18 protein-coding genes and 1 pseudogene are annotated in these 20,605 nt (G+C 64.4%); 15 read left to right on the top strand and 4 right to left on the bottom strand.

The window, feature by feature from the left end; translation table 11 throughout:
• Positions 1–52 precede the first annotated feature (52 nt).
• On the bottom strand, positions 53–322 hold the full coding sequence (locus AC54T3_RS08480) for a hypothetical protein (protein ID WP_496623963.1): 270 nt from the start codon (positions 320–322) through the stop codon (positions 53–55).
• Between the two features lie 14 nt (positions 323–336).
• On the opposite strand from AC54T3_RS08480, the pseudogene AC54T3_RS08475 reads away from it, so the two are divergent.
• Positions 337–2,136: pseudogene (locus tag AC54T3_RS08475) on the top strand (Tn3 family transposase); the annotation flags it as partial.
• 6 nt (positions 2,137–2,142) lie between these two features.
• A complete protein-coding gene (locus AC54T3_RS08470) occupies positions 2,143–2,547 on the top strand; it encodes a reverse transcriptase domain-containing protein (RefSeq protein ID WP_496623976.1) in 405 nt (134 codons plus the stop codon).
• A gap of 205 nt (positions 2,548–2,752) precedes the next feature.
• On the opposite strand, the gene nadB is transcribed toward AC54T3_RS08470, so the two are convergent.
• Entirely contained in the window at positions 2,753–4,399 is a 1,647-nt protein-coding gene (gene nadB, locus AC54T3_RS08465) for an L-aspartate oxidase (RefSeq protein ID WP_496623961.1), read from the bottom strand.
• 212 nt (positions 4,400–4,611) lie between these two features.
• On the opposite strand from nadB, the gene rpoE reads away from it, so the two are divergent.
• From rpoE to AC54T3_RS08400, 13 genes are all read left to right on the top strand, one after another.
• Positions 4,612–5,190 (top strand): RNA polymerase sigma factor RpoE, encoded by a 579-nt coding sequence (gene rpoE / locus AC54T3_RS08460; RefSeq protein ID WP_496623960.1) that lies wholly within the window; start codon positions 4,612–4,614, stop codon positions 5,188–5,190.
• Between the two features lie 66 nt (positions 5,191–5,256).
• Positions 5,257–5,832 (top strand): sigma-E factor negative regulatory protein, encoded by a 576-nt coding sequence (locus AC54T3_RS08455; RefSeq protein WP_496623958.1) that lies wholly within the window; start codon positions 5,257–5,259, stop codon positions 5,830–5,832.
• A gap of 13 nt (positions 5,833–5,845) precedes the next feature.
• Positions 5,846–6,838 carry a MucB/RseB C-terminal domain-containing protein gene (locus tag AC54T3_RS08450; RefSeq protein ID WP_496623957.1) on the top strand — a complete coding sequence of 331 codons (993 nt, stop codon included), beginning with the start codon at positions 5,846–5,848 and terminating at the stop codon, positions 6,836–6,838.
• A complete protein-coding gene (locus AC54T3_RS08445; protein ID WP_496623956.1) occupies positions 6,835–7,311 on the top strand; it encodes a SoxR reducing system RseC family protein in 477 nt (158 codons plus the stop codon). Before AC54T3_RS08450 ends, AC54T3_RS08445 begins: the two co-directional genes overlap by 4 nt.
• 113 nt (positions 7,312–7,424) lie before the next feature.
• Positions 7,425–8,906, top strand: coding sequence for a DegQ family serine endoprotease (locus AC54T3_RS08440; RefSeq protein ID WP_496623955.1), 1,482 nt, complete (start codon positions 7,425–7,427; stop codon positions 8,904–8,906).
• Between the two features lie 47 nt (positions 8,907–8,953).
• Entirely contained in the window at positions 8,954–10,759 is a 1,806-nt protein-coding gene (gene lepA / locus AC54T3_RS08435; RefSeq protein ID WP_496623954.1) for a translation elongation factor 4, read from the top strand.
• A gap of 83 nt (positions 10,760–10,842) precedes the next feature.
• On the top strand, positions 10,843–11,673 hold the full coding sequence (lepB, locus tag AC54T3_RS08430) for a signal peptidase I (RefSeq protein ID WP_496623953.1): 831 nt from the start codon (positions 10,843–10,845) through the stop codon (positions 11,671–11,673).
• 36 nt (positions 11,674–11,709) lie between these two features.
• Positions 11,710–12,393 carry a ribonuclease III gene (gene rnc / locus AC54T3_RS08425; protein WP_496623951.1) on the top strand — a complete coding sequence of 228 codons (684 nt, stop codon included), beginning with the start codon at positions 11,710–11,712 and terminating at the stop codon, positions 12,391–12,393.
• A gap of 4 nt (positions 12,394–12,397) precedes the next feature.
• On the top strand, positions 12,398–13,450 hold the full coding sequence (era, locus tag AC54T3_RS08420; protein WP_496623950.1) for a GTPase Era: 1,053 nt from the start codon (positions 12,398–12,400) through the stop codon (positions 13,448–13,450).
• A 48-nt stretch (positions 13,451–13,498) separates the two neighbouring features.
• A complete protein-coding gene (recO, locus tag AC54T3_RS08415) occupies positions 13,499–14,233 on the top strand; it encodes a DNA repair protein RecO (protein WP_496623948.1) in 735 nt (244 codons plus the stop codon).
• 74 nt (positions 14,234–14,307) lie between these two features.
• Positions 14,308–15,084: a pyridoxine 5'-phosphate synthase gene (pdxJ, locus tag AC54T3_RS08410; RefSeq protein WP_496623947.1), complete on the top strand. Its 777-nt coding sequence runs from the start codon at positions 14,308–14,310 to the stop codon at positions 15,082–15,084.
• Positions 15,085–15,223: 139 nt separating this feature from the next.
• Positions 15,224–16,819: a 2,3-bisphosphoglycerate-independent phosphoglycerate mutase gene (gene gpmI, locus AC54T3_RS08405; protein ID WP_496623945.1), complete on the top strand. Its 1,596-nt coding sequence runs from the start codon at positions 15,224–15,226 to the stop codon at positions 16,817–16,819.
• Between the two features lie 405 nt (positions 16,820–17,224).
• Positions 17,225–18,472, top strand: coding sequence for a glucose-1-phosphate adenylyltransferase family protein (locus AC54T3_RS08400; protein ID WP_496623943.1), 1,248 nt, complete (start codon positions 17,225–17,227; stop codon positions 18,470–18,472).
• Positions 18,473–18,486: 14 nt separating this feature from the next.
• On the opposite strand, the gene AC54T3_RS08395 is transcribed toward AC54T3_RS08400, so the two are convergent.
• The gene (locus AC54T3_RS08395; protein ID WP_496623941.1) at positions 18,487–19,416 is read right to left on the bottom strand and encodes an isoaspartyl peptidase/L-asparaginase family protein; all 930 of its coding nucleotides are present in this window, start codon (positions 19,414–19,416) and stop codon (positions 18,487–18,489) included.
• 13 nt (positions 19,417–19,429) lie between these two features.
• On the bottom strand, positions 19,430–20,527 hold the full coding sequence (locus AC54T3_RS08390) for an ATP-grasp domain-containing protein (protein WP_496623939.1): 1,098 nt from the start codon (positions 20,525–20,527) through the stop codon (positions 19,430–19,432).
• Positions 20,528–20,605: the final 78 nt, after the last annotated feature.

Below are 20,605 nucleotides of genomic sequence, written 5' to 3'. Positions count from 1 at the left end.
CGGCAGGAGCTGAATGTGATCATTGTCCGAAGTAAGGTTGAAACCACCGCCTTTAGGCGGTCAGATTTATCTTTGAAGCCTTTTGAGAGGCGTGCTGAAAGAGATGGACTATCGTTATTTTCGACGTATAGCGGTACAGAGGCGCACTCCAGGGCGGACGTTCGGTGCCGACCGCCTGATCGGCGAGCCCCTGTTGGCGCCGGTCCTGTTTACGCAACGCCTTCTCATCCTGAAGCACCTCGCCGGGGAGGCAACGAACGAGCATCAGATGTACCAGCAGGGTGGTGATGATCGCCAGATCGGCCTGGTTCGCGATGACCACCGGTGATTTGCCCCAAGCGCTATACGCCGCCGTTCCTGGAGGCGCTCACGCTGCACGCCGCGCTGGCCGCGCAAGGGGTGCTCGACGCCATCAATACGGTACGCGCGATGAATGCCCAGGACCCCGCAAGGTGCCAGCGGGATGCGCCGGCCGCCTTCGTCAAGCCGCGCTGGAAGTCGTTGGTCTTCGCCGACGGTGGTCTCGACCGCCGGTTCTATGAGATCTGTGCGCTGTCGGAACTGCGGCACGCCTTACGTTCCGGCGACGTGTGGGTCCAGGGTTCCCGCCAGTTCCGCAACTTCGACGACTACTTGTTGCCGACCGAGACGTTCCGGGCGCTCCAGCAGGGCCATACGTTGCCCGTTGCGGCTGAGCCCGACGGCGAGCGCTACCTCTGCGAACGGCTGCAATTGCTCGGGAGCAACTGGTCACCACCAACCGCCTGGCCCTGGCCAACGCGCTGCCGGATGCCATCATCACCGACTTGGGCTTGAAGATCACGCCGCTCGCGACGAGCGTGCCCGCAGCGGCCCAACACCTGATCGAGCGCAGCAGCCTGCTGCTGCCCCGCATCAAGATCACCGACCTGCTGCTGGACGTGGACGACTGGACGGGGTTCACGCGCCACTTCGTCCACCTGAAGGATGGCGCACCGGTGCGCGAGCGCACGCTCCTGCTGTCGGCGATTCTGGCCGACGCGATCAACCTGGGCCTGACCAAAATGGCCGACTCCTGCCCCGGGATCTCCTACGAGAAACTGGCCTGGCTGCAAGCCTGGCACATCCGCGACGAGACCTATGCGGCGGGGTTGGCTGACCTGGTGAATGCGCAGTTCCGCCACCCCTTCGCCGAGCACTGGGGCGACGGCACCACCTCGTCGTCCGACGGTCAACGCTTTCGTGCTGGCGGCAAGGCCGAGAGCACCGGCCCATATCAACCCGAAGTACGGCGCCGAGCCCGGTCGGTTGTTCTACACCCACATCTCCGACCAGTACGCACCCTTCAGTACCAAGGTGGTCAGCGTCGGCGTGCGCGACTCCACCTATGTGCTCGACGGCCTGCTTTACCACGAGTCGGACTTGCGCATCGCGGAGCACTACACCGACACGGCGGGCTTCACCGATCATGTGTTCGGCCTGATGCACCTGCTCGGCTTCCGCTTTGCGCCCCGCATCCGTGACCTCAAGGACACCAAGCTGTACCTGGCGACCAACGCGGAGGAGTACCCGGGGCTGCGCGCCATGATCGGCGGCCCTCTGAACATCGCGCAGATCCGCGCCCATTGGGACGAACTGCTGCGGCTCGCCGCGTCAATCAAACAGGGCACGCTGACCGCCTCCCTGATGCTGCGCAAGCTCGGCAGCTATCCGCGCCAGAACGGCCTGGCCGTGGCCCTGCGCGAGCTGGGGCGGATTGAGCGCACGCTGTTCATCCTGGACTGGCTGCAAAGCGTGGAACTGCGCCGCCGGGTCAACGCCGGGTTGAACAAGGGGGAGGCCCGCAACGCACCGGCCCGCGCCGTGTTCTTCAACCGCCTGGGCGAAATTCGCGACCGCAGCTTCGAGCAGCAGCGCTATCGGGCCAGCGGCCTAAACCTGGTCACTGCGGCGATCGTGCTATGGAACACGGTCTACCTGGAGCGGGCGGTCGAGGCGCTACGCGCGACCGGCGTGTCCGTTGACGACGCCCTGCTACAGTACCTGTCGCCGCTGGGCTGGGAGCACATCAATTTGACCGGCGACTATGTCTGGCAGCAGGATCGTTCCCCCGCAGACGGGCGGTTCCGGCCGCTACAGACGGGCGCGAAACCTTAGCGTACGATTTTTTCCGAATTCTGCGCTGACCCCTTTCTGATCCGGTTTGCCGATGATGCGACCCTGGCCTTTGAGCGGGAAGACGACGCTCGACGGGTGTTGGAGGTGCTGCCCAAGCGCCTGGCGCGCTTTGGGTTGACCCTTCCCCCCGATAAGACCCGATTGGTGGACTTTCGCAGCCCACTGAGGGTAGGACAGGAGCCACGTGCACAACGGGAGCGCAGCTTCGATCTGCTCGGCTTCAGCCACTATTGGGGGCGCTCCCGGAAGGGGCGCTGGGTGGTTGGGTGGTGCAACGCAAGACGGCCAAGACCCGCTTCAGCCGCGCGCTGCGGCAGATCGGGCAGTGGTGCCGACGCAACGGTACTGGCACAAATGGCTCAATCGTCGTTCATAGGCGACGCGCCTTGACTGGTCGGCCTTTAACCGTCTGTTGCGGCGCTACCCGCTCCCGCCCGCGCGGGTGGTTCATCGCTATGCCACGTAGCGAACGTTTAGGCCGAGGAGCCGGACGCGGGAATTCCGCATGTCCGGATCTGTGGGAACCGCAGGTGAGTGATCACCCGCAGTCACCCGGCCGCGACATGAACCGCTACGGTCTCAACACCGATGTCGTTCAGCCAATGCGCTCACGAGCGCCCCAATCTCCGCTGCGGGGCCGATAGCGGTTCGGGATCAGGATCGTCGGGCGCAGTTGGCTCGGGTCTTGTTGCGGGAAATCGAGCGTGTAGTGCAGACCACGGCTCTCGCGGCGGCGTTGCGCGGACTGGATGATCAGGTCGGCGACTTCGACCAGGTTGCGCAGCTCGAGCAGGTTGGCCTCGACGTGGAAATTGCTGTAGTGCTCGATGATCTCCTGGCGCAGCAGGTCGACCCGGCGCTTGGCACGCTGCAGGCGCTTGTTGGTGCGCACGATACCGACATAATCCCACATGAAACGGCGCAATTCCTCCCAGTTGTGCGAGATCACCACCGCTTCATCCGGTTCAGTGACGCGGCTGGCGTCCCAGGCGGGCACGTCGGGCGGCGTTGCCCAGTCGGTGGCCAGTTCGGCGATATCCTTGGCGGCGAGTTCGGCAAAGACCAGGCATTCAAGCAAGGAATTACTGGCCATCCGGTTGGCGCCATGCAGCCCGGTGTAGGCGGTCTCGCCGATCGCATAGAGGCCCGGTAGATCGGTGCGCGCGTGGGCATCTACCAGCAGCCCGCCGCAGGTATAGTGTGCGGCTGGCACCACCGGGATCGGCTCGCGGGTGATGTCGATACCGAGTTCGAGACAGCGCGCGTGGATGGTCGGGAAGTGCTCGGTGATGAACGCGGCCGGGCGGTGCGAGATATCCAGATGGACGAACTTGCTGCCGGTGCGCTTGATCTCGTGGTCGATCGCACGCGCCACCACGTCGCGCGGGGCCAGCTCGGCGCGCTCGTCGAAGCGCGGCATGAAGCGATCGCCATTGGGTAGACAAAGCGTGGCGCCTTCGCCGCGCAGGGCTTCGCTGATCAGGAACGATTTGGCCTTGGAGTGGTAGAGGCAGGTTGGATGAAACTGCATGAATTCCATGTTCGCGACCCGGCAGCCGGCGCGCCAGCCCATGGCGATACCGTCACCGGTGGTGACGTCCGGATTACTGGTGTAGACGTAGACCTTGCTGGCGCCGCCGCTGGCGATGACCACGAAGCGGGCTAGGAAGGTCTTGACCTGGTTGTCGCGGTTGTCGAGCAGGTAGGCGCCGAGAACGCGGTTCTCGCTGCCACCGAGCTTGCGATCGGTGATCAGATCGACTGCGGCATGATGCTCGAACAGCTCGACGGTGCCGCGCGCGCGCGCCAGGCTGGTCAGCGTGGTCTCGACCGCCAGGCCGGTGGCATCGGCGGCGTGGATCACGCGGCGATGGGTGTGACCGCCTTCGCGCGTCAGATGGTAGCCGCTGGAACTGGCGGCGCTGTCGTCGCGAGTAAACTCGACCCCGGCGTCGAGCAGCCATTGAATATTGCCCGGGCCGCGCTCGACCACCAGCCGCACGATGGCCTCATCACAGAGCCCATCGCCCGCCTTGAGGGTATCCTGCACATGGGCGTCGATGGAGTCGGTGGCGTTGAGCACCGCCGAAATGCCGCCCTGGGCATAGAGGGTGTTGCCTTCCTGGAGTTCGCGTTTCGAGACCACGGCGACCGACAGGTTGTCCGGAAGCCGCAGCGCGAGACTGAGGCCGGCGGCGCCGCTGCCGATGATGAGAACGTCGTGGCTGTTAAGGTGAGGCATGATGGCGGGCTTCTATGGATGCTTGTCTATGCTGGGGCATGGACAAAGATTAGACGAGACCGATTTGAATCGGCAAGCCAACGGGCAATTCATGAAGCGTCGCATCGCCTTGCGATACATCAAGGCGCGACGCTCTGAACATAGAACTTTCATCGAAGGGGTGGTGTCAATGCGCCAGGTGAGCAGGGACCGACGAGCATGGGGTAGACCGCGTGTCTGAGCGCGAGGTCGATCAAGCGCTCGTCGAGCGCGCGCAGGCCGGAGATCGACGGGCATTCGATCTGCTCGTCTTGAAATACCAGCAGAAGATCGCCGCGCTGATCGGGCGCTACCTGCGCGACAGCGCCGAGGTTCTGGATGTGACCCAGGATGCTTTCTTAAAGGCCTATCGAGCGCTGCCCGGCTTTCGTGGCGAGTCGGCGTTCTATACCTGGATCTATCGCATCGCGATCAATACGGTGAAGAACCACATGGTCGCACAGAGCCGGCGGCCGCCTGGGGATGATGTCGAGGCCGAACTCGCCGAGCAGATGGAGATGGGCGCGCGACTGCGCGACAGCGCGACACCAGAGCGCGAAGCCCTCACCGATGAGATCGCGAACACCGTGCAGGATGCGCTGGATGCGCTGCCTGATGATCTGCGCGCGGCGATCATGTTTCGAGAGATCGATGGCATGAGCTACGAAGAGATCGCCACGGCGATGGAGTGTCCGATCGGGACGGTGCGCTCGCGTATCTTCCGCGCGCGGGAAGCGATCGATAAGCGGCTCCGGCCGTTGCTCGAGGGTTGATGGTCATCGCATGCCCCCGAGCCGAATCCCGTATCATGAACGAGACTGATGAGCGAAGGCGACATCATGACAACAGCAACACCGGACCCATGGCATCTTGCGGCCCTGCTCGACGGCGAGCCCGGTCCTGGCGGATTCGAGGTCGCGATCAAGGCGCTCGAACAGGACGCCACCCTGCGTACACGCTTTGAGCGTGGCCTGCTCATTGGTCAGGTGCTTCGTGGCGAGGCGTCAACGCCCGCAGCGCGTACCATCAGCGCGCGGGTGTCGGCGGCGCTGGCCACCGAGCCGGTGCCGATGCGCCCAGCGCGGCGCCAGCGCGTCCCGGCCTCGATCAACCGACCGGCTGCGGCCTTGGCCATCGCCGCTAGCCTGGTTGCTGTTGCCGTCCTGGTGGGCCCGGGGCTCTTGAGCGGCCCGGCAATGGAGTCCCCCAACATGGCACAGCAGCGCACTCCCGAGCCTGCTGACAGCGACGCGCAAGCCGATGCGCAGGTGGTGGAGCGCTGGACGATGGAGGCGCCCGCTGGATCGACCGCGCTGGATGCCCTCTTGGTGGATCATCGCGAGCGTGCCTCGGCCTCGGGGCTGACTGGCTTTATTCCGTATGCCGCCGTGGTTGGTCAAAGTGGCTTGCGTTGATCGGATGTGGCCGGTGTTGTTACGCGATACGCGCTTGTTCATCGTCGTTGTCGGTGTCTGCCTGGCGTGTCCGGTCATTGCTGCCGATCGCGACCAGGAGCGCTCCTCGGTCGCGCTGCTCGGTCGCATGGCGAAGGCGCTGTCGGAGCGTGAGTACGAGGGCACCCTGGTCTATCTCAATGGCCATCACTTGTCGACGCTGCGCATTGCCCATCGCATCGATGGCGGTCAGGCCCGTGAGAGCCTGTTGGCGCTGAGCGGGCCGATCCGCGCCGTTGCCCGGAGCCGTCAGTCGGTGATTTGCGTCCTGCCCGATGCGCGCGCGATCTCGGTCCCGCGACATTCCGCATCCGCAGCAACCCTGCATCCGGGCACGCTCGATATCGAACGGCTGCGTGCGCATTATCTGATCCACCTGCTTGGGCGCTCGCGCGTCGCTGGTCGTGACACCCAGGTCGTGGGTATTATTCCCAGGGATGACCTGCGTTATGGCTATCGTTTCTTCGTTGATGAGGAAACCGGTTTGCCGTTGAAAACCGACCTGATGGATAGCGCGGCGATTCCGATCGAGCAGGTGATGTTCACCGAGATCGAATTTCTCGAAGAGGCCAACACGCGCTCGGTCGCGGCCTTGAGCGCTCAGACCCCAGCACCGCCCGCCCAGACCGCAGCACCGCCGGCCCATCCCCCGGGCACCGTTGACGCGGCCCCTTGGGGCTTCACCGCCTTACCCGCTGGCTATCGGCTCGTCGCCGGTGATCCGCCTCGCGTCCAAGCTGGGAGACAGGCTGAGGGAGACCGACGCTGGTTCATGATCAGCGATGGGCTCTCGACGGTGTCGGTCTATGTCGAGCCCGATCAGGGGCATGGCTTCACCGGGGCCAAGCGCGTCGGGGCGTTGAACGCGGCGGGGCGGCTCGTGGATGGGCATCAGGTCACGGTTGTCGGTGAGGCGCCGCTGCCGACCGTGCAAGCCATCGCCGATGCGCTCAGGACTGAACCATGATCGAAGAACATGCCATCGTCACCTCGACCGAGGCCGGTATCGCCGAGGTCGAGATCATGCGCCGCTCGAGCTGTAACGCCTGCAACGCCCGCTCGGGCTGTGGTGTCTCGCTGCTTGACCGGGTGCTCGGGCGGCGGCCACAGCGCTTGCTCGTGGCCAATCGGATTGCTGCCCGTGCCGGTGAGGAGGTCATCATCGGCATGCCGGAGGCCGCGCTGCTCAAGGCCGCCCTGGCCGCCTACATGGTGCCGCTGGCTGGCCTCTTGGCCGGCGCCATCGCCGGCGACCTGATGCTTGCGGATCGCTCCGCCGATCAATGGTTACCGCTGTTGACCGGTGTCGTCGGCTTCGTCGTCGGTTTGCTCGGCACGCGTTTCTACAGCCGACGACTCGCCGCCGATCCACGCTGGCGCGCGGTGCTGCTGCGGCGCGTTACGCAGTCGATTCCTGTAGGTCTGCCGGGCGCGCCCTAATCTACAAGCGGTGCGGTGGGCGAGGGCGGCTTCTGTTATGGTGCTCGGTCCATCGTTGTTGAATTCCACCGGCCTTTGGCCCTCTCTCGGCTTGCTCTTAGGTTTCGTTTCGCATGTATCATCGGTCCCTGCTGCTGTTCGTTCTTGCCACCGTTGGTGTGCTCGGGCTTGCCGGGGGACCGCCTAGCCTCGCCGAGCAGGGTACGCCGGCGGCGCCTGCGAGCGAGCAGGCAGCGTCTGAGATGATGTCCGGGCTGCCGGACTTTATCCCCCTGGTCAAGCGCTATGGCCCGTCCGTGGTCAATATCAGTAGCAAGCAGGGTTATGGGCTGGGGCCGCAGGACTTCGACGCCGAGAACGGCCTGCCGGAAGACAGCCCTCTGTACGATTTCTTTCGCCGCTTCTTCGGCGAGGAAGGTGGGCCTTTGCCCGATGAGGGGGAGCAGGGGCGCTCGCTGGGCTCCGGCTTCATCCTGAGCCCTGATGGCTACATCTTGACCAATGCCCATGTGGTCGAGGCCGCCGATGAGATCATCGTGCGGATGAGCGACCGCCGTGAGTTCGTAGCCCAGGTCATCGGCGCTGACGAGCGCAGCGATATCGCGCTCCTCAAGATCGATGCAGCCGACTTGCCGGCGGTCGAACTCGGAGACTCATCGGCCATCGAGGTGGGGGAATGGGTGCTGGCGATCGGTTCCCCGTTCGGCTTCGAGCATTCGGCGACGGCGGGCATCATCAGCGCCAAGGGGCGCTCGCTGCCCTCCGAGAACTATGTGCCCTTCATCCAGACCGATGTGGCGATCAACCCAGGCAACTCGGGTGGGCCGTTGTTCGATCTGCGGGGACGGGTGGTGGGCGTCAATTCGCAGATCTACAGCCGTACGGGCGGCTTCATGGGGCTCTCGTTCGCGATCCCGATCGATGTCGCCATCGATGTGGTCGAGCAGCTCAATGAGAAGGGGCGGGTTAGTCGCGGCTGGCTCGGTGTCTTGGTCCAAGATGTGACCCGCGACCTTGCCGAACCCTTCGGCCTGCCGCATCCGGTCGGCGCGCTGGTCTCGCAGGTGCTGCCCAATAGCCCAGCCGAGAAGGCGGGACTGCGCGCCGGCGACATCATCCTCGCGTTCGATGGCATCGAGGTTCCGACCTCGAGTAACCTGCCGCCGTTGGTGGGGGTGGCCAAGGTCGATGTCACGGTCGAGGTTGAACTCCTGCGCCATGGCAAACGGCGCACCGTGGCGGTGACCTTGGCGGAACTGCCCGAGGACGAGACGGCCTTCATCCAGCCTGGCAATGGGTCAGCACTGGCGGCCAATCGGCTGGGCTTGGTGGTCCAAGAGGTGCCGGATGATCAGCGCGAGTTGCTCGCGCTCGAGGAGGGCGGCGTTCTGGTCGAGCGCGTCGAGACCGGGCCTGCCGAACGGGCTGGTCTGCGCGCGGGCGACCTCATCCTGCACTTCCACAACGAGCAGGTTCGGGACGTGGCTCAGTTCGATCAGCTCGTGGACGCGGCGCCGGCGGGGGCGTCGGTGGCCGTGCTGGTGCAGCGCGGTGATGGACGCATGTTCTATGCACTGCGCTTGCCGCCAGAGTAATCTTACCCGCCTTTCCGCTCGGATAGCCCCAAGGATCACAGCCGCCGATGGCCGACCTCAGTCACATACGCAATTTCTCCATCATCGCTCATATCGACCACGGTAAGTCGACCATTGCCGATCGCTTCATCCAGCATTGCGGCAGCTTGACCAATCGTGAGATGTCGGAGCAAGTGCTCGACTCGATGGATCTCGAACGCGAGCGCGGGATTACCATCAAGGCGCAGAGCGTGACTCTGGACTATCCGGCCAAGGACGGCCAGATCTACGAGCTGAACTTCATCGACACCCCCGGCCATGTCGACTTCTCCTACGAGGTCTCGCGCTCGCTCGCGGCCTGCGAGGGCGCGCTACTGGTGGTCGATGCCGCGCAGGGCGTCGAGGCGCAGAGCGTTGCTAACTGCTATACGGCGATTGACCTTGGTCTCGAGGTGCTGCCGGTGCTGAACAAGATCGACCTGCCCTCAGCCGAGCCGGAGCGGGTGATCAATGAGATCGAGGAGATCATCGGCCTGGATGCCCAGGATGCGTTGCGGGTCAGCGCCAAGACCGGCCTTGGCATCCCCGAGCTGCTGGAGATGTTGGTGGCGAAGATCCCGCCGCCAGTCGGTGATGCCGATGCGCCCTTGCGCGCGCTGATTATCGACTCCTGGTTCGATCCCTACGTCGGCGTGGTCTCGCTGATCCGGGTCAAGGAGGGCACGCTGCGGCGGCGCGACAAGATCAAGGTGATGTCGGTCGGGCGCGTGCATCAGGCCGATAACGTTGGCATTTTCACGCCAAAGAAGACCCCACGCGAGCAGCTCGGCCCGGGCGAGGTCGGCTTCGTTGTTGCCGGGATTAAAGAGGTCGATGGCGCTCCGGTGGGCGATACCATCACTGGCGCTGATCGGCCGGCGACGGAACGGCTCGCGGGCTTTCGCGAGATTCGCCCGCGCGTGTTCGCCGGCTTGTATCCGATCTCGTCCGACGACTACGAAGACCTGCGCGATGCGCTGGCCAAGCTGCGGCTCAACGAATCGGCGCTCTTCTACGAGCCCGAGACCTCACAGGCGCTCGGCTTTGGCTTCCGCTGCGGCTTCCTCGGCATGCTGCACATGGAGATCATTCAAGAGCGGCTCGAGCGCGAATACGATCTGGAGCTAATCACCACCGCGCCGACGGTCATCTACGAGGTGGTGCTGAACGATGGCGAGGTGATCAATGTCGACAATCCGGCCAACCTGCCGGAGACGACCAAGGTTCAAGAGATCCGCGAGCCGATCATTGAGGCCCATATCCTGGTGCCGCAGGATCTGCTCGGCGGCGTGATCAACCTCTGCGTCGAGAAGCGCGGGGTACAGAAGAATATCCAGTTCCTCGGCGGCCAGGTGCAGGTCAGCTATGAGCTGCCGCTGAACGAGGTGGTGCTCGACTTCTTCGATCGGCTGAAGTCGGTGAGTCGCGGCTATGCCTCGTTCGAGTACGAACTCAAGCGTTTCGACGCAGCCGATCTGGTCAAGTTGGACCTGCTGATCAATGGCGAGCGCGTCGATGCGCTGTCGCTGATCGTGCATCGCTCCAACTCGGTCCATCGCGGTCGCGAACTCGCCGAGCGCATGAAGGATCTGATCCCGCGCCAGATGTTCGAGGTCGCGATCCAAGCCGCGATCGGCACCAAGATCATCGCCCGCACCACGGTCAAGGCGCTGCGCAAGAATGTGACAGCGAAATGCTATGGCGGTGATGTGACGCGTAAGCGCAAACTGCTCGAGAAGCAGAAAGCCGGCAAGAAGCGTATGAAAATGGTTGGGCGGGTCGAGATCCCGCAAGAGGCCTTCCTTGCGGTGCTTCAGTCCAGCAAGGATAATTGACCGATTTTGCATTCCAGACCTGATCGTCGTGCTGCGTGCGGCGTTCGGAGCGCCGTCACAGGACCAGGAGACGCCACCGCGCCATGAGCTTCGACTTCCCGACCTTCCTCGTTGCCGCTACCTTTCTCACTGGTGGCATTTGGCTGTTGGATGCGCTGCTGTTCGCGCCCAAGCGTCGTCGCCGTCTCGCTGCGGGCGAGGGCGCCCAGAACGGCGGCTATAAAGAGCCGGTGCTGGTCGAATACGCGCGCTCGTTCTTCCCGGTGATCCTGGTCGTGCTGTTGCTGCGCTCGTTTATCGTCGAGCCCTTCCGCATCCCCTCCGGCTCGATGATGCCGACCTTGCTGGTCGGCGACTTCATCCTGGTCAACAAGTTTTCCTATGGGTTGCGCTGGCCGGTGCTGAACAAAAAATTCGTCGACATCGGCGCGCCCGAGCGCGGTGATGTGATGGTGTTCCGCTTCCCGCGCGATGAGTCGGTCGACTACATCAAGCGCGTCATCGCGGTGCCGGGGGATCAGGTCTACTATCGCGACAAGACGCTCTATGTGAACGGCGAGCCCTTGGAGCAGACCCCGCTCGGCGACTATGTCGATGAGAACGGGCAGCCGACTGGGCTGGTCGAGGCCGTCGAACAGGTCGACGACGAGCACGAGCACGAGATCCTGATCAATCCGCGCACGGGCGATTTCCCACGCTCCTGCGGCGTGCTCGCGCGCGGTCCGGTGACGGTGCCCGAAGGCCAGTATTTCGTCATGGGCGATAACCGCGATAACAGTAACGATGGGCGGTGCTGGGGCTTCGTGCCCGAGGCGAACCTGGTCGGCAAGGCATTCGCAATCTGGATGAGCTGGGATGGGAATCGCGACGGCCTGCCGATCGCGTTCGACCGCATTGGCGATGTGATCCATTGAATTCGACCCCATTGAGTCCAACCCTAAAGCGCGCGCATGACATCTGATCCTAAGCGCCTCGCGATTGCGCTGATCGGCCATCCGCCCGAATCGCTGGCGCTGATCGAGCAGGCCCTGACCCACCGCAGCGCGGGCCCGGTGAACAATGAGCGTCTCGAGTTCCTGGGCGATGCCTTGCTCGGTTTTGTCATCGCCGAGGTGCTGCTGCAGCGCTTCCCCGAGGCCAGCGAGGGCGATCTGACCCGGCGTCGAGCGACCCTCGTCAATCGCGAGGCCCTCGCCAAGATCGCGCGCGCGCGCGATCTTGGCGATTATCTGCGTCTGGACTCGGGCGCGTTGCGCTCCGGCGGCCATGCGCGCGACTCGGTGCTCTCGGATGCGCTGGAGGCGCTGATCGGCGCCATCTATCTGGATCAGGGCTTCGCGCGGGCGAAGCAGATGATCCTCAAGGTTTTCGCCGAGTCCTTGGCCGATGTGGCCAATCAGGAGGCGCGCAAGGACCCGAAGACCCAGCTGCAGGAGTGGCTACAGGCACGGCGGCGCGGCTTACCCGAGTACGAGGTGACTGCGGTCACCGGGGAGCAGCACGCGCAACGCTTCGAGGTGCGCTGCCGGTTGCCTGACGACGGCCGGGAGTGTCTGGGCGATGGCTCCAGCCGGCGTCGCGCGGAGCAGCAATCGGCCGAGACCATGCTTGCCCTTTTGACCGAGACCGATTGATCGCATGAGCCAGCCCTTGGATGAACCTTTGGATGATCAGGCCGCAGCGCCCACCGATGCGGCCATCGCCACTGTGCATGCCGTCCCCGGCAGCAGCGCTCATCGCTGCGGCTATGTGGCGATCATCGGCCGCCCCAATGTCGGCAAGTCGACCCTGCTCAACCGGCTGCTTGGGCAGAAGCTGGCCATCACCTCGCATAAGCCGCAGACGACGCGCCACATCATCCTCGGCGTCTCGACCCTACCCGGCGGCCAGATCCTCTATGTCGACACGCCGGGCCTGCATCAACGCGGTGGCAATGCCCTCAACCGCTATCTGAATCGGGCGGCACGGGCGATTTTGGCCGATGTCGACCTGGTGCTACTGGTGGTCGAGGCGTTGCAGTTCACCGATGAGGACGCGTTGGCACTGGCCGAGATCGCCAAGGCCGGCACACCGACCCTGGTCGCCGTCAACAAGACCGATCGCATCGCCGATAAGTCACGCCTGCTGCCCTTCCTGCAATCGTTGTCGGAACGGCACACGTTCGTCTCGATCGTGCCGGTCTCGGCGCTGAAGGGGCATCAGGTGGAGCCGCTGGAAGCCGAGATCCTGGCCGCCTTGCCTGCGGGCGAGCCGTTGTTCCCGCCCGATCAGCTCACCGATCGCTCGGAACGCTTCCTCGCCGCCGAGCTGCTGCGCGAACAGCTGATGCAGCGCTATGGCCAGGAGCTGCCCTATCGGACCACGGTCGAGATCGAGTCCTTCACCCTCGAGCAGCCTAAGGGAGAACAGCCCCAGGGAGAGCAAACCAAGGGAAAGCCATCGAAGGGGATGGGGCGAGCCGAAGAACCCAGGGCGCGCATCCATGCGCTGATCTGGGTGGAGCGTGAGAGCCAAAAGGCCATTATCATCGGCCACCGCGGCGAGGCGCTGAAGGCCGCCGCATCGCAGGCGCGGCTGGAAATGCAGAAGCTGTTCGGCCGGCGCGTGCATCTCGAGGTCTGGGTCAAGGTCAAGGATAGCTGGAGCAGCGACGAGGCCGCGCTCGCGAGCCTCGGTTACGGCGAATACTAAGCGGCGTCCCTGGCAAGGGTTGGCGAGGGTCGTCGGGCAGTCTTGGCCATGGGCGCGCTGGCACTCAAGCGCGGCTTTGTGCTGCACCGCCGGGATTATCGCAACAGCAGCCTGCTGCTCGAGGTCTTCACCGCAGACAATGGTCGACTGGCCTGTCTCGCCAAGGGGGCGAAGGCGGCGCCAAAGGGGCGTGGCGCGCTGGCCTCGCTGCTGCAACCGTTTCAGCCACTCTGGCTGCAATGGGTCGGCCGCAGTGAGATAAAGACCCTGACCCGAGCCGAAGCCGCTGCCCCCGCGATCGCGCTCAGCGGCGAACGCCTCTACTGCGGCTTCTACCTGAACGAGCTGCTGATGCGCTTGCTCGCACGCGATGATCCCCAAGAGCCCCTGTTCGTGTTCTACCAGCAGGCGCTGGCGGATCTGGCGACCGAGACCATGGATGCGGTGTTGCGCCGTTTCGAGCTGCGCTTGCTGGAAGAACTCGGCTACGCGCTCGATCTGCGGAGGGATCGCCACGGCGCGCTGATCGATCCGAGCCGATGCTATGGTTACAGGCCCGACGTGGGGCTGGAGCCGGTGCCGGAGACGGCGGCTGTCGTGGCGTCGAACCTCGCGCCAGCGGCGCTGGTCAGCGGCGCCACGTTGCAACGGCTGGCCGCTGGATCGGCCTTGTCGCAGCGCGAGACCCGCGCGGCGCGCGGCCTGATGCGCGCGGCGCTCGCGCCGCATCTGGGGCCTAAGCCGCTGCGCAGCCGCGAGTTGTTTCGCCGGCGACCGGCCTGAAACGATCCGCGATCCCCCGGCGAACAACCGGCGATCCATTCGCCCGCATCGCTTTCTCAACTGCAGGAACCATCATGTCAGAGCCAACCGGGGCGCCGATCCTACTCGGTGTCAATATCGATCATATTGCAACCATTCGCGCGGCCCGTGGGACCCGTTACCCGGAGCCGATCCAGGCCGCGCTCGTTGCCGAGCAGGCCGGTGCCGATGCCATCACGCTGCATCTGCGCGAGGACCGGCGGCATATCCAGGATCGCGATGTGCATCTACTGAAGGGTATCCTGCAGACGCGCATGAATCTGGAAATGGCGGCGACCCCGGAGATGGTGGAGATCGCCTGCGCCGTGCGTCCGACCGACTGCTGCCTGGTGCCGGAGCGGCGCGAGGAGCTGACCACCGAGGGCGGACTCGATGTCGCCGGCCATGTCGACATGCTCAAAGAGCAGACCGCGCGGCTGGCCGACGCCGGCGTGCGCGTGTCGCTGTTCATCGATGCGGAGGCAGCGCAGTTGGAGGCCGCCGCCGAGATCGGCGCGCCCGTGGTCGAGATCCACACCGGCCGCTATGCCGACGCCCGCTCGCTGGTGACGCGCGCGGAGGAGCTGCGGCGCATCGCCCATGCCGTGGCGCGAGGGCAAGCGCTTGGCCTGCAGGTCAATGCCGGGCATGGGCTCGATTACCCAACCGTCGAGGCGATCGCGGCCTTGCCGGGCGTGCGCGAGCTTAACATCGGCCATGCCATTGTTGCGCGCGCGTTGTTCGCGGGGCTCGAGCGCGCGGTGGCGGAGATGAAACGCCTGATGGTGCAGGCTGTGCTGTTGCGTCGGCACGAGCAACACGAACGCATTTAGTGGCGCGGACGGTCCTCACATCGGTGTCTGACCCCCGTGGTCTCGTCGCTGTCATCGAACCCGGGTGGAAAAGGAACGCCGTTTGCTTCATGTTCTGGGACATCCTCCGAGACATCCCGCAACCCAAGGTTTTTCGATCATGACTACCACCGCAGAGTCGGCAACCCCGAGGCGCCCGGTCGTCCTGGTCATCCTCGATGGCTTCGGCATCAACCCAAGTAAGCTCCACAATGCCATCGCCCAGGCGAGGACACCACGGCTCGATGAATACTTCTTCCGTTATCCATTCACGCAACTGAACGCGTCGGGCAGTGGCGTGGGTCTGCCGACCGGACAAATGGGCAATTCCGAGGTCGGGCATATGACGCTCGGCAGCGGCAGCCTGCTGCGCCAAGATCTGGTGCTGATCGATGATGCGATCGCCGACGGTCGCTTCTTCGAGAACGCGGCCTTGCTCAAGGCGCTCAACACGGCCAAGGCCAAGGGCCGACCGCTGCAGCTGCTCGGGCTGGTCTCCGAGGGCGGCGTACATAGCCACGCGCGCCACTTACTGGCCCTGATTGAGCTGTGCCGCCGCGAGAGCGTGACCCCATTGGTGCATATGGTGACCGATGGGCGGGATACACCGCCAAAGTCGGTACTCAACGGCCTCGGCGAGATCGAGGAGGCGCTTGATGGGGCGGGCGGGCGCATCGTCACCGTTAGCGGTCGTTACTACGCGATGGATCGGGATCGGCGTTTCGACCGTACCGAACGCGCCTGGCGGGCTATCGTGCTCGGCAAGGGGCGCGGTGCCTCGAGCGCGCGCGCGGCGATCGATGCCGCCTATGCGGCGGGCGAGGGCGATGAGTTCATCCATCCCAGCGTCATCGGCGATTGGCGGGGGCTCGAGGCCGATGATCCGATGGTGCTGTTCAACTTCCGCAAGGACCGGCCCCGGCAGATCGCCGCAGCGCTCGCGTTGGACGCGTTCGATGGCTTCGATCGGGGGCAGGCGCCGCGCGCTGCGCTGACCTGCATGATGATCTACGACAAGCGCTTCGAGCTGCCGCATGCGTTCGATCCCGAGGTGCCGGCGATCACCCTGAATCAGGTGATCAGCGTACGGGGGATCGAGCAGTTTCACTGCGCTGAGACCGAGAAGTATGCCCATGTCACCTTCTTCTTCAACGGTGGACGCGAGGAGCCGGTCGCCGGCGAGGTGCATCGATTGATTCCGTCCCCCATGGTCAAGACCTATGACCTCAAGCCGGAGATGAGCGCGGTGGAGGTGGCCGACGCTGTCGTTGAAGCGATCGAGAGCGGGCGCTATGGCTTCATCGTCGTCAACTTCGCCAATGGCGATATGGTCGGTCATACCGGGTATATGGATGCCGTGGTGCGGGCGGTCGAGGTGGTTGATCAGCAGGCCGGTCGCGTGCTGGATGCGGCCACGGCCAACGGTTATTCGGCGCTGCTGACGGCCGATCATGGCAATTGCGACATGATGCTGGACCCCGAGACGGACGCACCGCACACCCAGCATACGACCAATCCGGTGCCGTTGCTAGTGGTGGACAAGGAGCGTTGGGTGCTGCGACCGAATGGAACCCTGGCCGATGTGGCCCCAACGGTCCTTGAACTGATGGGGCTGCCGGCCGCAGACGCGATGTCGGGGCGCTCGCTGTTGTTCGAGGCCCTGGCTTCGCAGCCGAATGTCGCGCTCGATCGCATCGGGCTTGCGCGCACGGGCTAAGTTGCTTTCAATCAGCCCGGCCCTGGCTCCTGGCTGATCGGTGCCACTTCCTGCCCCAGTGTGGGGCGTCTGCCCGCCTGTATGCGCCAGGATGATGCAGATAAGCCGGCGATGCTGTTCGGTCGCCTCTCTTTCAGTCCACTGTCGATCAGGGGTGCCGCCATGTCACCGCATCGTCGTGTGTTATTTGTCGTGCTCGGGCTCGCAGGGGTTGCCTTGGCCTACAATGCATTCTGGATTATGAACAGCGAGTCCGGGCCGGGCTGGCCTGATGAGCCGATGACCTGTTGCCGCAATGAGCCACCGCCGGTAGGCGATAGCTAGCGGCGAGGCTGGATCATTGCGTTGAGTCAGCGTGGTCGGGCCTGTCCATCGTCGTTGATCCGGAGACCCCGAGAATCGCCAATGCCTTCGAAGACACTCACCTTCGTATTCGCCGCCGAGCGTGGCACGCCCAAACTACTGACCGAGCATCGCTGTAAGGCCGCAGTGCCGGTGGCCGGCAAATATCGCGTGATCGATTTCACGCTGGCCAACTGTCTGCACTCGGGGCTGCGCCAAGTGCTGGTGCTGACCCAGTACAAATCGCACTCATTACACAAGCACCTGCGCGACGGCTGGTCACTGTTCAACGCCGAGCTGGGCGAGTTCATCACCGCAGTACCGCCGCAGATGCGCTATCACAGCGATTGGTATCGCAATGCAATGGACGCGTTGCGTCAGAACCGCTACCTGATCGAGCGCAGCCCGTCGGATAGCGTGTTGCTGCTCGATGGCGGTCTGGTCTATCGCATGGACTATGCGGAGCTGATCCGCTTTCACCGCGAGCAGGGCGGGGGCATTAGCTGCCCGCTGCGCCAGGTCGGGCCCGGCACCGCCAGCGGTGGGATGGCGGTGGACGTCGATGCCGAGGAACGGATCATCGCTATGCGGCCACCGCCGGAGGCAGGCGACACCTACCGCTCGACGATGGGCGTGGTCCTGATCGACAAGACCTTGCTGCTCGAACGGCTCGAGACCCTAGCCGAAGCCGGTGAGTCTGGAATGGAAGCGGGGATGGCAGCAGGCATGGAATCGAACGTGGATCTCGTGACCCAGCTCCTGACACCGTTTCTCGATGGCCGTGCGTTCACGCCGAGCCCGCCGGTCGCCTACGGCTTTGGCGGCGAGCGCGGGCGCGTCAGTCAGGATCGGTATTGGAGCGATCTCGGGTCCACCGACGCCTACTTTCGCGCCAACATGGACCTGCTCAAGGCCGACTCGCCCTTGGATCTCTACCAGGCCGACTGGCATATCCTGACCTATCAGGGGCAGTATCCGCCAGCGCGCACCGTGCCTGGACCCAATTCGGGGAACGAGGGCATCTTCGTCAACTCGATGCTTGCGGCCGGAACCGTGATCCGTGGCGGCGGCGTCAGCCATTCGGTGCTCTATCCACGGGTGCAGGTCGAGGACGGCGCGATCGTCGACGAGGCGATTCTGTTCGAGGGTGTTCGGGTGGGGGCCAATGCGCGCATCAGGCGCTGTATTTGCGACAAGGAGGTGGTGATCCCGGCGGGAGCCATCATCGGCGAGGATCGCCGCGCCGATGCCGAGCGGTTCGAGGTCTCGGACGAGGGCATCGTGGTGATCCGCAAGGGACAGTTGCTCTGAGTCGAGCGCGCAGATCAGAAGCGGCAGATGGTCTCGCCGCCGTGCTCGATCCAGCCGTGGATCATCTTCTTGGTCGTCATGCCACTGGCGCAGTGGCCGGTGCGATCGATGCAGATGAGCCCGCCGCGACCCTGGACCTTACGGCTGAGATAGGCGAGGCCGTCATCGACCGCAGAGCGCGCATTGCCGCCGCAGAGTTCGATCAGGTCCGCGACCGTCTTGGCGAAGACGGTGCGCATGAAGTCTTCGCCGTAGCCGGTCGCGGAGACCGCACAGCTGTCATTGTCGGCATAGACGCCAGCGCCGATGATCGGTGAATCACCGACGCGGCCCATGCGTTTGTTGACGATGCCGCCGGTTGAAGTGGCAGCGGCCAGATGGCCCTGGCGGTCGCGCGCGACGGCGCCGATGGTGCCGTATTTCTGATCTTCGCCCTCGTCGTCATGGTCGAGCGTCATCCGCCCGCGCAGGCGCGCCTGCTCCAGTTGCTTGATCCGATCGGGGGTGAAGAAGTAGTGATCCGGCGTCAAACGCACCTGGCAATGCTTGGCGAACTGCAGCGCGCCGTCGCCAATGAGCATCACATGCTCGCTGCCATCCATGATCAGGCGTGCCAATTGCACGGGATTGGCGATGTTGCCGATACCGGCGACAGCGCCGGCGGCCAGATCGCGCCCGTCCATGATCCCAGCGTCCATCTCGACCTTGCCGTTCTCGTTCAGCACCGAGCCGCAGCCGGCATTGAAGAGCGGATCATCCTCGAGCTGCGAGGCGCAGCTCTCGACCGCCTCGACCGCGCTCGCGCCGCGTTCGAGGATGGTACGCCCGTGCTCGAGGATCACACGGATGCTCTCGAGGTAGCGTACGGCGGTGCGCTCATCGGCGACGTTGTCGAGCGCGCCCGCGCCCCCGTGGATCATCAGGGAATAGGTATCGGTCGTCATGTACTCTCTCTACTCAGAGGCGCTGGCTGAGGGCTTGCGCCAGTGCCTGCTGTCGCTCGGGCTGGCCCGCGAGCAGTACCAGCAGCTTGCCCACCAGCACCGGCCCCCAATTCACCAGGATAACCCCTTCACCGGTGCTCGGGTCATACTCGATCCCCGTCAGGTCGATCTCCGCGAGCCTTCGATGTTGGGTCGGGAAGGCGCGCGCCAGCCACTGCTCGATCGCGAGTTTGTGCGCGATCTTGGTTGGGTAGGAGGCGCCATTCCAGCGCGGATTGCACTCGATCGCCAGGTACTCGAGGCCTTGATCGCGATGGACCACGGCGACATCGAAGGCGAAGACCCCTTGCATGCCCTGCGCGACGAGCCAGTCGGCCATGGGCTCGACGACCGGCCAGGGTGGCGCCGGAACCGGATGTCGGTTGCCCTGATGGACACAGCCATCGAGGACCTGCTCGGTTGCCGCGACCCGCTCGGCACGGCCATCAATGGTTTCGTACTGGAGATTGAGGAAGCTGTCGGTAGGCACCTCGTCCTGGATCTGCACCGGCGTGTCGGGTGCGAAGGTCTCGATGGCAGCGCGCAGGGCCTCCTGATGCTCGCAGCGGTAGATGCCCACACCCGAGACCGAGACCGCAGCCTTGAGATAGCAGGGATAAGGCGCGACATGGAGATCGACATCCTTGATCCGCCCAGCCGCCTCGAAGCAGAGGGTGCGAGGCACCGGCACGCCGAGATCATCGGCCAGGGCCATGAACTGATTCTTGGAGTTGATGTAATCAACGGTCCGATACCAGCGTTCATCCGGGCGTTTGCGCTGCTCGGCGGCGCCAAAGTAGAACACCGAGGGCATATGCTGTGGATACTCGGCGAGCCGACCGGGATCGATGTCCCAGATGACCTCGTTGCTGTGACTGAGACCGATGCGCCGGTAATGGCCGCAGATGACCGGCCAGTGGGGCATGAGATCCGGATGTAGTTGGATCAGATCGCCGGGGTCGCTGGCGCCGAGGGCGCGCCCAGAGTAGAGGTGATTGCCGAGCACCCCCTCTGCGGTACAGCCCATGATGTCGTGATTGAGAATCCTCGGCGCTCGAACCGGTCCGATCATGCCGGCCAGATCGGCACTCGCGGTTGGATTGCAAACAGAGTCATTGATGCTTACGCCCATAATGTCCGTCCATCGAGT

This window comes from Halochromatium sp. NSM3, from assembly GCF_059621085.1.
The sequence above is the reverse complement of the archived record's forward strand: the minus strand, read 5'-3'. Positions and strand labels throughout refer to the sequence as shown.